Origin of the sequence: Streptomyces sp. NPDC086554 (assembly GCF_040686095.1) — a bacterium.
Lineage (GTDB): Bacteria > Actinomycetota > Actinomycetes > Streptomycetales > Streptomycetaceae > Streptomyces.
This window is the reverse complement of the sequence record NZ_JBFBJK010000003.1, coordinates 238,878-251,270: the sequence shown is the minus strand read 5'-3', so window position 1 is coordinate 251,270 and position 12,393 is coordinate 238,878. Positions and strand designations below refer to the sequence as shown.

Sequence of the window (12,393 nt, the reverse complement as noted above, 5' to 3'; positions counted from 1 at the left end):
CGGAGCACCCGGAGGCAACCTCCATGGCAGACGCGGGCACCGTCACCGCCCTCTTCCGCGCGTCCACGGCGCACAGCCCCTCGTACTCCACGCTGAGCCGGACGGCGGAGGGCGGGCGGCCGCTCATCGACTTCTGCATCCCGTGCAATCCGTACTTCCCCACGCCCGAGATGTTCGACGAGCTCAGCGGGCGGCTTCGGGACATCCTCACGTACTACCCGAGCAGCGCGGACACCGTGACCGCCGAGCTGAGCGCCGCGCTCGGGCTCAATCCGCAGACCGTCGCGATGGGCAACGGCTCCACCGAACTCATCACCTGGATCGACCACTTGCTGGTCCGTGACGCGCTGGCCGTGCCGGTGCCGACGTTCGGCCGGTGGACCGATCAGCCGATGGAAACCGGCAAGCGGGTCGACATGTTCCCGCTGCCGCAGGCCGCCGGATTCGCCCTGGACCCGGCGGCCTTCGTCGACTTCGTACGCGCCCGCGGCTCCCGCACGGCCGTCATCTGCAACCCCAACAACCCGGACGGCGGCCTGCTGCCGCGCCACTCGGTGCTCGCGCTGCTCGACGCGCTGCGGGACCTGGATCTGGTGGTCGTGGACGAGTCGTTCCTGGAGTTCGCCGACGCCGAACCGCAGCCGACCGTGGTGGACGACGCGGTGCTGCGCCCCAATGTGATCGTGCTGCGCAGCCTCGGCAAGAACTTCGGGCTGCACGGCGTGCGCTTCGGCTATCTCGTCGCCAACCCGGGCCTGGCCGGCAAGGTGCGCGACGCGCTGCCGAAGTGGAACCTCAACTCCTTCGCGGAGACCGTGGTGTTCATGCTGAAGAAGCACCGTCACGCCTACGACCTGAGCCTGCGTCAGGTGCGCCGCGACCGCCAGGAGATGATCTGGCACCTGGCCCGCCTGCCCGGCCTCGTCACCTATCCCTCGCAGGGCAATTTCGTGTACGCCCGGCTGCCCGACGGCGTCGACGGGGCGGAGCTGCGGGACCGGCTCCTGGAGGAACACGGCATCCTCATCCGCGAGTGCGGCAACAAGATCGGCAGCTCAAGCCGCTTCCTGCGCCTGGTGGTCCGCCCGCCGACCGATGTGCAGCGGCTGCTCGGCGCGCTCGAACAGACGCTGCCGTCGGGTGCGGCAGGCGGGCTGCCCGTCCCCTATGCCTCCGGGACGTACACCTCCGGAACCGCCGCCGTGGACCGTCTCGTGATGCGAGCCTGAGTCAGCGGTGCGCGAACCCATTCATGGCCTCGGTGGGCACGCCGTCGTAGTCGAACAGTGGCCGCCTGGCCCGCCTCGGTGGCGGGGTAGCCGGCCACGAGTTCCGCTGTCTTGTCGATGACGTTCTCCCAGTCGTCGTCGCTGTCCAGGCGGAAGGGGTAGGCGGTCTCGGCGACATAGAGCGGCTTTCCGCCGCCCTGGGCACCCGCCCCGAGCTGACGACGGTCCGCCAGCCCTGGGACCGGATCAGCGCGGAGATGGTCCGTGTGCTGCTCGCGCAGATCGGCGGCGAGGACCCGGCCGCGGTCATCCTGCCGACGGAGCTGGTGCGCCGCGGCTCGGCCTGACCGGGGGCTCGGCCTGACCGCGGCCACCGCCGCCGCGCCTACCCGGCGTCGGGCACCGGGACCCCGAAGTCCGGTGTGCCGTCGGCCTTCCAGCCGAGCGTCTGGATGCGGGTGTGGCGGTTGGGGTCGTTCAGGGGGTCGCCCTCGATCTCCTTGTACTGGCGTGCGTGGTAGACGAGGACGTCGGTGCGGCCGTCCTCGGCGACGGTGAAGCAATTATGGCCGGGACCGTACTGGCCGGTCGCGTCGTTGCTGGTGAAGACCGGGGTGGGTGACTTGGACCAGGATGCGGGGTCCATGAGGTCGCTCGCGTCGTCGGCGGTGAGCAGACCGACGCAGTAGTTGAAGTCGGTGGCGGACGCCGAGTAGGTGAGGAAGACCCGGCCGTTGCGTTGGATGACGTAGGGCCCCTCGTTCACCTTGAAGCCGACGCGCTCCCAGTCGTACTCCGGTGTGGTCAGCCGGATCTGAGGCCCCGTCAGGGTCCAGGGGTTCGCCATCCGGGACAGGAAGACGCCGGTGTTGTTGTCCTGCCCGGGCTCGTACTGCGCCCAGGCGAGGTAGCGGCTGTCCCGGTGCCGGAAGGTGGTGGCGTCGAGGGAGAAGGTGTCCCAGGCGGTGGTGATCTGCCCCTTCTCGGTCCAACTGCCCTTGAACGGATCGGCGTTGGTGTTCTCCAGGACCCAGATGCGGATCTTCCACACGTCGTAGGCGGGGGCGGCGGCGAAGTAGACGTACCAGGCGCCGTCGACGCGGTGGAGCTCCGGCGCCCAGATGTGCGCGGCCATGTCGCCGGTGGTGTGCCGCCGCCAGATGACGGACTCGTCGGCCTGCGTGAGGCCCCGCAGGGTGCGGGAGCGACGCAGGACGATGCGGTCGTACTCGGGTGCGGTGGCCGTGAAGTAGTAGTGGCCGTCGGTGTGCCGGTGGATGTGCGGGTCGGCGCGCTGTTCGACGAGCGGATTGCGGTAGGCACGCGGCCCGGACGCGGCGTGGGCCGGGCCCTGGGCGAGGCCCTGCGCGGCGAGTACGGCGCCGGTGGCGAGGGTCCCTCTCAGGACGGCTCTGCGGCTGGGTATGTCACTGCGGCTCATACGGCTCCTTCGGAGAGGTGGGCGGATTCGGGCTACGAGGTGAGCTTCTCCACGGCCGTCGGCAGCCCCGCCGAGGGGCGCGGCGGCCGGCGGCGTGCTCAGGGCGCGCCGCAGCAGGCCGAGCACCGCCACCGCGAGGAGGAAGAGCAGGCCGGTCAGGGCGCTGCCCGTGGAGTCGACGACCGCGGCGATGTAGGCGATCACATACAGCAGGCCGAGAAACGGCAGCAGCCGCCATGCCGCCTTGCGCAGCACCCTGCTCTCCATCAACGGGCCTCCCCATACGCGACGTTCGATATTTCGTACGTCATCTGTAATCTCGAACGCCGAAACGGTAAGGGCGTGTTACGGCGGGGTCAACGGTGCTGACGAGGAAAGAGGAATTTGGCGGGAGTCTTCAGCTCCGCACGCGCCCGGGGACCGCCGAACCGAGCGCTCCCCTGCACGCCGTGACGTACGCACCCACCAGCGGGCGCCGGTCGTCCGCGCGCCAGGCCAGGGCGAAGCGGCTGGGGGTGATGCCGCGGACCGGGCGGGTGACGACGCCGCCGAGCGTGATCAGGGGCGCGTTGCCGGTGGCGACCAGACAGACGCCGCGGCCGTCCACCAGCGCCTCGTACGTCTCGTCGGTACTGGCGATCTCGGCGCCGATCCGGGGCGTCCTGCCCTCGCGGGCGTCCAGGGCGAGCCAGTAGTCGCGCAGCGCTCCCGCGCTCTCCGGCAGCGCGAGGAACGGTTCGTCCAGAAGGTCGGCGAAGTCGATCGCGTCGCGGGCCGCGAGGCGGTGGTCCTCCGGCAGGGCGACATGACGCGGCTCCTCGGCGACCACGAGCCATGCGTAGCGCTCCATGTCGGGCAGGGGCAGCCAGATGAACGCGACATCCGCCGCGCCGTCCGCGAGGCCCGCGCTCGGATCCTCCCAACTCACCTGCCGCAGCCGGACGGTGGCCGCCGGATGCGCCTCGGTGAAGCGGGACCGGACGGCCGGGAGCAGCCCTCCACGGGCGGGCCGTGTGCTCATGCCCACCACGAGCGCGGCCCGCTCCTGCGTCTTGGCGTGTTCGACCGCCGCCATGCCCGACTCCCATACCTCCAGGACCTGTTGGGCGTGCGGGAGGAGCGCGGAGCCCACCGCGGTGAGCCGCACCCCTTGGCGGTCCCGTACGAACAGGTCGGCGCCCAGCTGCCGTTCCAGCATGCGTATCTGCTTGCTCAGCGCGGGCTGCGAGACGAAGAGCCGCTCGGCCGCCCGCGTGAAGTGCAACTCCCGCGCCACGGCGGCGAAGTACCGGAGGTTCCTGCTGTGTACGTCCATAACCATCAGCTATCACGTCAGGTCTTGGACGGGCCACTCACCCCGGCGGCAAGCTGATCCGCGTACAGAGAAGAGCGAGGAAGTCCGTTACATCTCCAGGGAGTTCGTGATGACGAAGGTATGGCTCGTGACGGGTGCCAACAGCGGCTTCGGCCGGGCGATCACCGAGGCGGCCGTCGCCGCCGGCGGCGTCGTCGTGGCGACCGCCCGCAATGTGGCGTCCCTGGACGACCTGGTCGCCGCCCACCCCGACCAGGTCGAGGCGCTCACCCTCGATGTGACCGACACGGCGGGCATCGAGGCCGCGGTGCGGGACGTCACCGACCGGCACGGCCGGATCGACGTCCTGGTGAACAACGCGGGCCGCAGCCATGTCGGCGCCCTGGAGGAGGACTCGGACGCCGAGCTGCGGGCCCTGTTCGATGTGCATGTCTTCGGGCCCGCGGCGCTGGCCCGCGCCGTCCTTCCGCACATGCGGGCCCGGCGCTCCGGGGCGATCGTGCAGATGAGCAGCATGGGCGGGCAGATGTCGTTCGCCGGGTTCTCGGCGTACAGCGGCACCAAGTTCGCCCTGGAGGGGATCTCCGAGGCGCTGGCGCAGGAAGTGGGGCCGCTCGGCATCAAGGTCCTGATCGTGGAGCCCGGCGCGTTCCGCACCAGCCTGTTCGGCAACACCAGTGCCGGTGCCGTCGAGATACCGGACTACGCCGAGACGGCGGGCGCCACCCGCAAGATGGTCGCGGGCGGCGACGGGGACCAGCCGGGCGACCCGGCGAAGGCCGCCGCCGCGATCATCACGGCGCTCGACGCCGACGAGACGCCGCTGCGGCTTCCGCTGGGCGACGACGCGGTGGACGCGGTCGTCGGGCATCTCGACGCGGTCCGCGCGGAGATCGCCGCGTGGGAGCCGGTGACGCGGGCGACCGCCTTCGACGCCTGAGTCACTTCAGCCCGCTCACCCGCAGCGTGATGTTCAGCCGCCCCGTCAGACCGAGGTCCGGCGGGGCGGTGTCCGCGTACACGCGCGGCACACCGTGGTAGGCGAGCCGCGAAGGCCCCCCGAAGACGACCAGATCGCCGCTGCGCAGCTCGATGTCCGTGTACGGCTTCGTCCGCGTCTCCGTGTTGCCGAAGCGGAAGACGCACGAGTCGCCGAGGGACAGCGAGACCACCGGCGATGCCGATTTCTCGTCGGCGTCCCGGTGCATGCCCATCCGGGCCTGGGCGTCGTAGAAGTTGATGAGCGCGATGTCGTACTCCTCACCACTCTCCAAGGCCCCTTCCGCGCTCCCGTAAGCGGCGTCGACGGCCGCACGGCCCAGGGCCGCGACCCACGGCGGCATCGGCTTCACCGGGGCGCCGTCGCCGTCCACCGCTGTACGCGCGTACCCGTACGGGAACCAGTGCCAGCCGAGCCCCACCTGACGGGCCGTCATCATGCCGCCGCCCGGCGTCCTGACCGTCCTGAGACCGGCCGGCGGGCGGGCCCACTCCCGGCACGACGCGACCAGGTTCCGCTGCTCGTCGAGCGTCAGCCAGTCGGGCACGTGCACGGCCCCGGGCGCGATCTCCGACCGCGTCCGGGGAAACAACTCGCCGCTCATCGCGACGAGTTCCCCTTCACGCTCCCCTTCACGGCGCGCAGGACCACGAACTTCGGGTCACTGGCGACGACTTGGGAGTTGCCGAAGAGCTTGCGCAGCTTCACGTGGTACCCGAGATGGCGGTTGCCGACGACCCACAGTTCACCGCCGGGGCGCAGCGCGGCGCGCGCCCCGCTGAACATCCGCCAGGCGGTCGCGCCGGTGGTCGCCTGGTGGCTGTGGAAGGGCGGATTGTTCAGGACGAGGTCCACGCTCCCCGCGGGCACGGCAGTCAGCGCGTCGCCCGCCACGAACTCCGCCTTGGTGGCGTCGTCGGCGTTGGCCCGGAAGGTGGCCTCCGCCGACGCGACGGCCTGGTAGGACTCGTCGATGAAGGTGACCGTGGCCTCCGGGTCGGCGACGGCGGCGGCCGTGCCGAGCACGCCGTTGCCGCAGCCCAGGTCCACGATGTGCGCGCCGCCCCTGCCGGTCGGCAGATGGCGCAGGAAGAAGCGGGTGCCGATGTCGAGGCGTTCGGCGCAGAAGACGCCCGCGTGATTGACCACGGTGAGCCCCGAGCCCGCTCCGGAGTCGCCGTCAAGGACGTAACTGCGCGGCCAGGGACTGGAGTTGGCACCCGTCCGCTGATCCGGCGTACAGAAAATGAGGCGCGCCTTCTGCCGGGCGAGGGAGGTCCGCGTGGGGCCGATGATCCGCTCGAACAGCTCCAGGGTGGAGGTGTGGATCTCGGTCACCATGCCCGTACCGACGACGACAGTGCCCGCGTGCAGGGCGGGTGCGAGCCGGTGCAACTGGTCTTCAAGAAGCGCGAGGCTCTTCGGCACGCGGACCAGGAGGACGTCGATACGGTCCGGCGGAGTGTCCCGGGTCGTCGAGAGCCGCACCGCGTCCGGCGCGAGACCGGCGCGCGCCACGTTGGCCCGCGTCGCCTCGTGCGCGAGGAACGAGTCGGTGATCAGCGTGGGCGTGTGCCCGCGCCCGGCGAGCGCGGTGGTCAGCGCACCCCAGCGGTCACCGACGACGGCCACCGTGCCGGAGAGGTCGACGGGCTCCTCCTCCGTCTCGCCGGCGAGATGCCGCAGCAGATAGGCGTCGGCCGCGGACCAGGCCCGCAACTGGTCGCGAGGGTCCTCGGGAAATCGTGTGAGGTCGTACGCGCCCCATGACGTGGTCAGCCGGTTCATCGTGCCTTCAGGCTAACGGAGTGGCGAGCGTACGATCTTCGGCAGGACCGCCGGGGTCCCGCTCGACGGGTGATCAACGCCCGCTTCGAGCCGGCGGAGCGCCTCGGCGGCGGGGGCATGGGCCGGGTCGGCCGTCCCCGCGGCGTCACGCGACCCTGCTGTCGGCCCCGACCGCCGGCGACCGCCCGCCCGTCCTGAACGTCAGTGTTTCCGACGCGTACGGCGACGCCTGTCTGACGGCCGATGTGTGCACGGAAAGGCCCTGGAGACCCACCCGCGCGAGACGGCTGAGCCGGCCGGGCCGGACGGGGACGCCCGCCGGTCAGCGGCGCCCATAGTGCGCGCACGGCGTGACCTCCTTACCGTCTAGGGGTGGAGCACGTTCCGCCGATCGAGCATCACGGAGCGTGACCGGCCGGGCCTCGGTCGGGTCGTCTCCGCGTATCCGACCGGAGGAGCCGTCATGCCGGAGCTGTTCATCGGCGGTAAGTGGACCGCCGCCGTGGACGGGCAGGTTCGGGAGATCCGCTGCCCCGCCGACAACACCCATATCGCGGCCGTCGACGAGGCCGGGCCGAAGGACGCCGCCGCGGCGATCGCCGCGGCACGCGAGGCCTTCGACTCAGGCCCGTGGCCCCATACCCCGGCCGCCGAACGCGGCCGGCTGCTGCTGCGCGTCGCCGACCTGCTGGAACGCGACAAGGACGCGCTCGCCCGCGCCGAATCCCTGGACACCGGGAAACGGCTCGTGGAGAGCGAGTACGACATGGACGACATCGCCAACTGCTTCCGCTACTTCGGCAACCTGACGGCGGCGGGCGGCACCGACCGGATCGTCGACGCCGGGAATCCGGAGGTGGACAGCCGGGTGGTGCACGAGCCGGTCGGGGTGTGCGCCCTGATCACCCCGTGGAATTACCCGCTGCTGCAGACGGCCTGGAAGGTCGCCCCGGCCATAGGCGCCGGCAACACCTTCGTCCTCAAGCCCAGCGAGCTGACCCCGCACACCGCCATCATCCTGATGCGGCTGCTCACCGAGGCCGGGCTTCCGGACGGGGCCGCCAATCTGATCCTCGGCGCGGGCCCCACCGCGGGCGCACCGCTCAGCGAGGACCCGCGAGTCGACCTGGTGTCGTTCACCGGCGGGCTCGTGACCGGGCGCCGGATCATGGCCGCCGCGGCGCCCACGGTGAAGAAGGTCGCCCTGGAACTCGGCGGCAAGAACCCCAACATCGTCTTCGCAGACGCCGACTTCGAGGCGGCGGTCGACTACGCCCTGATGGCGATCTTCCTGCACTCGGGGCAGGTCTGCTCGGCCGGGGCGCGGCTCCTCGTCCAGGACGAACTGCACGACGCGTTCGTCGACGAGGTGGTCGCGCGCGCCCGGCGGATCCCGCTCGGCGGCCCCTTCGACGACAACGCCCGCACGGGCCCGCTGATCTCCGCCGCGCACCGCGACAAGGTCGAGGCGTACGTGGCGGCCGGCATCGCCGAGGGTGCGGTGCTGCGCTGCGGCGGCGCCCGCCCGGACGACCCGGCGCTGAGGGACGGCTACTACTACCTGCCGACCGTCCTTGACGAGTGCACGCCCGGCATGTCCGTGGTCGCCGACGAGTCCTTCGGTCCTGTGCTCACCGTCGAGCGGTTCCGGGACGAGGAGGAGGCGCTCGCGCTGGCCAACGACACGGTCTACGGCCTGGCGGGGGCCGTCTGGTCGCAGGACACCGGAAAGGCCCAGCGCGTGGCGTCGCGGCTGCGCGCCGGAACCGTATGGATCAACGACTTCCATCCGTATGTGCCGCAGGCGGAGTGGGGCGGCATGAAGCAGTCCGGCTTCGGCCGCGAACTGGGACCGGCGGGACTCGCCGAGTACCAGGAGGCCAAGCACATCTGGCGCAATCTCGCAGCGACGCCGCAGAGGTGGTTCGAATGAGTACGGAACCCGGAGCGGGCCCCGGTCCCGCCGTCCCGGAGAAGACCCAGGGCGAGCACGACGACGACGCGCTCGGCGAGCTCGGCTACAAGCCGGAACTCAAGCGGACCCTGGGCAACTTCCACACCTTCGCGGCGGGCATCAGCTACATCTCGATCCTCACCGGCACCTTCCAGCTCTTCTACTTCGGCGTCACCTTCGGCGGCCCCGCCTACTGGTGGTCGTGGCCGATGGTCTTCGTCGGACAGCTGATGGTGGCGCTGTGCTTCTGCGAGCTCGCCGCCCGCTATCCGGTCGCCGGTTCGGTCTACAACTGGGCCAAGACGATGGGCGGCCCGCACGTGGGCTGGCTCGGCGGCTGGATGATGATGACGGCCACGATGGTGACGCTCTCGGCCGTGGCGCTCGCCTACCAGATCACGCTGCCGCAGATCGACGACTGGTTCCAGTTCGTCGGTGACGGCACCGGCGAGAACGACGCGGCCGCCAACGCCGTACTCCTGGGCACCGTACTCATCCTCTTCTCCACCGTGGTCAACGCCTTCGGCGTCCAGCTCATGGCCCGGATCAACTCCGCCGGCGTCTTCATCGAGCTGATCGCCGCCGTCGCCCTGATCGTCTTCCTGGCGGCGCACATCACCCGCGGCCCCAGCAGCGTCCTGACCGAGACGTACGGACTCGGCAGCGGCCAGAACCTCGGGTACTTCGGCGCGTTCCTGACCGCGTCCCTGGCGTCGGCGTATGTGATGTACGGCTTCGACACGGCCTCGTCGCTCGGCGAGGAGTCGCACAATCCCGGCCAGAACGCGCCCCGTGCCATCCTGCGGGCGCTCATCGCGTCCTTCCTCATCGGCGGATTCATCCTGCTCTTCGCCCTGATGGCGGTGCCGGACCTGAACGCCGAGGAACTGTCGACGGGCGGACTGCAGTATGTGGTCCTCAAGACGCTCGGCTCGACCATCGGCGAGATCTTCCTGTGGTGCGTGGTCGTCGCCATCACCGTCTGCGTACTGGCCGTGCAGGCCGCCGGCATCCGGCTCATGTTCGCCATGGCGCGGGACAACAACCTGCCGGCGGGTTCGATGCTCGCCCGGGTCAGCCCGCGCTTCCAGACCCCCGTGGTGCCCGCCGTCCTGATCGGTGTGGTGGGTGTCGTCATCCTGGTGATCAACATCAACCAGCCGCAGATCTTCTCGGTGATCACGAGCATCGCGATCATCATGATCTACGTGGCCTATCTGCTGGTCACCGTACCGCTGCTGCTCAAGCGGCTGCGCGGTCAATGGACGCCCGCCGAGGGGAATTTCTCGCTCGGCCGGTGGGGTCTTCCGATCAACATCGTCGCGGTGCTCTGGGGCGCCGCCATGTCGATCAACCTCGCCTGGCCGCGCGCCGAGGTGTACAACGCGACGGGCCCGCAGCACTGGTATCTGCGCTGGGGTGCCTTCCTCTTCATCGGCATCGTCGCGCTCGGCGGCTTCGCCTACTACTGGTTCGTACAGCGGCACAAGACCGGCGTGCTCGAGGAGCACCGCGTCCAGGCCGCGACCCCCACACCGCCGCCCCCGGCCGCCGCCCCCTGAATCCGCAGATCCTGGAGACGTGATGCCCGCAGAGAGCCCCTTGTCCGAGTTCGACTACGTGGTGGTCGGCGGCGGTACGGCAGGCGCCGTCGTCGCCGCTCGGCTGACCGAGGACCCGGACGTCCGCGTCTGTGTGCTTGAGGCAGGACCCTCCGACGTCGGCGACGACAACATCCTCCAACTGGACAAGTGGATGGCCCTGTTGGAGTCCGGCTACGACTGGGACTACCCGGTCGAGCCGCAGGAGAACGGCAACAGCTTCATGCGGCACGCGCGCGCCAAGGTGCTCGGCGGGTGCTCGTCGCACAACTCCTGCATCGCCTTCTGGGCACCCGCCGAGGACCTCGACGAATGGGGCGCACTCGGCTGCACCGGCTGGAGCTCCGCGGACTGCTTCCCGCTCTACCGGCGCCTGGAGACGAACGACGCACCGGGCGAGCACCACGGCCGCTCGGGCCCGGTGAACATCCTCTCCGTCCCGCCCAAGGACCCCTGCGGCTCGGCCCTGCTGTCCGCCTGCGCGGAGGCGGGCATCCCCACCACACCGTTCAACACCGGCAGGACGGTGGTGCGCGGCGCCCACTGGTTCCAGATCAACTCCCGTCCTGACGGCACCCGTTCCTCCGCTTCGGTCTCGTATCTGCACCCGATCCTCGGCAAGCGGGCGAACCTCGAAGTGCGTACGGGACTGCAGGCCAAGCGGCTCCTGTTCGACGAGAGCCGGCGCTGCACGGGCGTCGAGTACCTGGAGCCCGACACCATCCACACCGGTACGGTCCACGCGCGCCGCGAGGTCATCGTCTCCTGCGGGGCCATCGACTCGCCGAAGCTCCTGATGCTCTCGGGGATCGGCCCCGCCGCGGACCTGCGGGAGGTCGGCGTGGAGGTCCAGGTGGACTCCCCCGGGGTCGGCTCCCACCTCCAGGACCACCCCGAGGGCGTGATCATGTGGGAGGCGAAGCAGCCCATGGTGACGTCCTCCACCCAGTGGTGGGAGATCGGCATCTTCGCGGACACCGAACCGGGCCTCGACCGCCCCGACCTGATGTTCCACTACGGCTCGGTGCCCTTCGACATGAACACCTACCGGCGCGGCTACCCGACCACCGACAACGCCTTCTGTCTCACCCCGAACGTCACGCGGGCCCGCTCCATGGGCACGGTGCGGCTGCGCACCCGCGACTTCCGGGACAAGCCGAAGGTCGACCCGCGCTACTTCACCGACGAGCACGACATCCGCGTGATGACGTACGGCATCCGGCTCGCCCGGGACATCGCCGCGCAGCCCGCGATGGCGGACTGGACGGGCGCCGAACTCGCGCCGGGCCCCGAAGTCACCACCGACGACGATCTGTTCGCGTACATCCGCGAAACCCACAACACCGTCTACCACCCGGCGGGCACGGTGCGGATGGGCGCGCCGGACGACGCGGACTCGCCGCTCGACCCCGAGCTGCGCGTCAAGGGCGTCACCGGCCTCCGGGTGGCCGACGCTTCGGTCATGCCGTTCCTGCCCGCGGTCAACCCGTGCATCACCACGATGATGATCGGCGAGAAGTGCGCGGACATGATCAAGGGGACATGATCAAGGGGAACTGACCGGCATCCCCTGTTGCGGTGCTCTCAGGAGCGGTCGAACCAGGTGGGCTGTTCCTCCGCCATCGCCTGCTTGATGCGGAAGACCCCGAACTCGTGCAGGTCGGGCAGCGCGTCCGTGGCGAACCAGCCCACTTCGAGGGACTCGTCGTCATTGACCCGTGCCTCGCCGCCGACGGCCCGGCAGCGCAGCGTGATGTCCATGAACTGGCAGGTGTCGCCGTTCGGGTACGTCACCGGCTCCAGGGCCTCGACAAGCACCACCCGCTCGGCCACGCAGTGCACCGCCGTCTCCTCGAACACCTCGCGCACGGCGCACTCGGCGGGCTGCTCCCCCGGGTCCGGGATCCCACCGATGACCGACCACTTGCCGTTGTCGGAGCGCCGCCCGAGGAGCACTCTGCCCTCGTCGTCGAAGACGATGGCGGTGACCCCGGGAAGCCACAGCAGCTGCTGACCGGCGTCGGCCCGGATCGTACGGATGAAGTCAGGAGTAGCCATGCCGTCG

The 12,393-nt window shown here is 70.3% G+C and carries 11 protein-coding genes and 1 pseudogene; 6 read left to right on the top strand and 6 right to left on the bottom strand.

Going from position 1 to position 12,393, the window contains the following annotated elements; genetic code table 11:
* The first annotated feature begins 23 nt into the window (after nucleotides 1–23).
* Nucleotides 24–1,229, top strand: coding sequence for a histidinol-phosphate transaminase (locus AB0O76_RS06175; protein ID WP_365485991.1), 1,206 nt, complete (start codon nucleotides 24–26; stop codon nucleotides 1,227–1,229).
* On the opposite strand, the gene AB0O76_RS06170 is transcribed toward AB0O76_RS06175, so the two are convergent.
* Entirely contained in the window at nucleotides 1,166–1,378 is a 213-nt protein-coding gene (locus AB0O76_RS06170; RefSeq protein ID WP_365486341.1) for a hypothetical protein, read from the bottom strand. The genes AB0O76_RS06175 and AB0O76_RS06170 overlap by 64 nt on opposite strands.
* On the opposite strand from AB0O76_RS06170, the pseudogene AB0O76_RS06165 reads away from it, so the two are divergent.
* Nucleotides 1,349–1,576, top strand: a pseudogene (locus AB0O76_RS06165) (substrate-binding domain-containing protein); the annotation flags it as partial. The gene AB0O76_RS06170 and the pseudogene AB0O76_RS06165 overlap by 30 nt on opposite strands.
* 38 nt (nucleotides 1,577–1,614) lie before the next feature.
* Here AB0O76_RS06165 and AB0O76_RS06160 read toward each other — a convergent pair.
* Nucleotides 1,615–2,670, bottom strand: coding sequence for a glycoside hydrolase family 43 protein (locus AB0O76_RS06160; protein ID WP_365486339.1), 1,056 nt, complete (start codon nucleotides 2,668–2,670; stop codon nucleotides 1,615–1,617).
* 397 nt (nucleotides 2,671–3,067) lie between these two features.
* Nucleotides 3,068–3,991: a LysR substrate-binding domain-containing protein gene (locus AB0O76_RS06155; RefSeq protein WP_365485989.1), complete on the bottom strand. Its 924-nt coding sequence runs from the start codon at nucleotides 3,989–3,991 to the stop codon at nucleotides 3,068–3,070.
* A gap of 103 nt (nucleotides 3,992–4,094) precedes the next feature.
* Here AB0O76_RS06155 and AB0O76_RS06150 point away from each other — a divergent pair, with 103 nt between their 5' ends.
* Complete coding sequence (locus tag AB0O76_RS06150; protein WP_365485987.1) at nucleotides 4,095–4,925, top strand: oxidoreductase; 831 nt, start codon at nucleotides 4,095–4,097, stop codon at nucleotides 4,923–4,925.
* Between the two features lies 1 nt (nucleotide 4,926).
* On the opposite strand, the gene AB0O76_RS06145 is transcribed toward AB0O76_RS06150, so the two are convergent.
* A complete protein-coding gene (locus tag AB0O76_RS06145) occupies nucleotides 4,927–5,589 on the bottom strand; it encodes an alpha-ketoglutarate-dependent dioxygenase AlkB (protein WP_365485985.1) in 663 nt (220 codons plus the stop codon).
* Nucleotides 5,586–6,773 carry a methyltransferase gene (locus AB0O76_RS06140; RefSeq protein ID WP_365485983.1) on the bottom strand — a complete coding sequence of 396 codons (1,188 nt, stop codon included), beginning with the start codon at nucleotides 6,771–6,773 and terminating at the stop codon, nucleotides 5,586–5,588. Before AB0O76_RS06140 ends, AB0O76_RS06145 begins: the two co-directional genes overlap by 4 nt.
* A gap of 463 nt (nucleotides 6,774–7,236) precedes the next feature.
* Here AB0O76_RS06140 and AB0O76_RS06135 point away from each other — a divergent pair, with 463 nt between their 5' ends.
* The 3 genes from AB0O76_RS06135 to AB0O76_RS06125 are packed head-to-tail and all read left to right on the top strand — an operon-like array spanning nucleotide 7,237 to nucleotide 11,874.
* Complete coding sequence (locus AB0O76_RS06135; RefSeq protein ID WP_365485981.1) at nucleotides 7,237–8,706, top strand: aldehyde dehydrogenase family protein; 1,470 nt, start codon at nucleotides 7,237–7,239, stop codon at nucleotides 8,704–8,706.
* On the top strand, nucleotides 8,703–10,289 hold the full coding sequence (locus tag AB0O76_RS06130; RefSeq protein ID WP_365485979.1) for an amino acid permease: 1,587 nt from the start codon (nucleotides 8,703–8,705) through the stop codon (nucleotides 10,287–10,289). Before AB0O76_RS06135 ends, AB0O76_RS06130 begins: the two co-directional genes overlap by 4 nt.
* 22 nt (nucleotides 10,290–10,311) lie before the next feature.
* Complete coding sequence (locus tag AB0O76_RS06125; protein ID WP_365485977.1) at nucleotides 10,312–11,874, top strand: GMC family oxidoreductase N-terminal domain-containing protein; 1,563 nt, start codon at nucleotides 10,312–10,314, stop codon at nucleotides 11,872–11,874.
* Nucleotides 11,875–11,912: 38 nt separating this feature from the next.
* On the opposite strand, the gene AB0O76_RS06120 is transcribed toward AB0O76_RS06125, so the two are convergent.
* The gene (locus tag AB0O76_RS06120; RefSeq protein WP_266869501.1) at nucleotides 11,913–12,386 is read right to left on the bottom strand and encodes an NUDIX domain-containing protein; all 474 of its coding nucleotides are present in this window, start codon (nucleotides 12,384–12,386) and stop codon (nucleotides 11,913–11,915) included.
* Nucleotides 12,387–12,393 lie beyond the last annotated feature (7 nt).

Bases quoted from the DNA above. Each gene is read 5' to 3' on its own strand.
- AB0O76_RS06175 (WP_365485991.1), top strand. From the start codon at position 24: ATGGCAGACGCGGGCACCGTCACCGCCCTCTTCCGCGCGTCCACGGCG.
- AB0O76_RS06160 (WP_365486339.1), bottom strand. From the start codon at position 2,670: ATGAGCCGCAGTGACATACCCAGCCGCAGAGCCGTCCTGAGAGGGACC.
- AB0O76_RS06155 (WP_365485989.1), bottom strand. From the start codon at position 3,991: ATGGTTATGGACGTACACAGCAGGAACCTCCGGTACTTCGCCGCCGTG.
- AB0O76_RS06150 (WP_365485987.1), top strand. From the start codon at position 4,095: ATGACGAAGGTATGGCTCGTGACGGGTGCCAACAGCGGCTTCGGCCGG.
- AB0O76_RS06145 (WP_365485985.1), bottom strand. From the start codon at position 5,589: ATGAGCGGCGAGTTGTTTCCCCGGACGCGGTCGGAGATCGCGCCCGGG.
- AB0O76_RS06140 (WP_365485983.1), bottom strand. From the start codon at position 6,773: ATGAACCGGCTGACCACGTCATGGGGCGCGTACGACCTCACACGATTT.
- AB0O76_RS06135 (WP_365485981.1), top strand. From the start codon at position 7,237: ATGCCGGAGCTGTTCATCGGCGGTAAGTGGACCGCCGCCGTGGACGGG.
- AB0O76_RS06130 (WP_365485979.1), top strand. From the start codon at position 8,703: ATGAGTACGGAACCCGGAGCGGGCCCCGGTCCCGCCGTCCCGGAGAAG.
- AB0O76_RS06125 (WP_365485977.1), top strand. From the start codon at position 10,312: ATGCCCGCAGAGAGCCCCTTGTCCGAGTTCGACTACGTGGTGGTCGGC.
- AB0O76_RS06120 (WP_266869501.1), bottom strand. From the start codon at position 12,386: ATGGCTACTCCTGACTTCATCCGTACGATCCGGGCCGACGCCGGTCAG.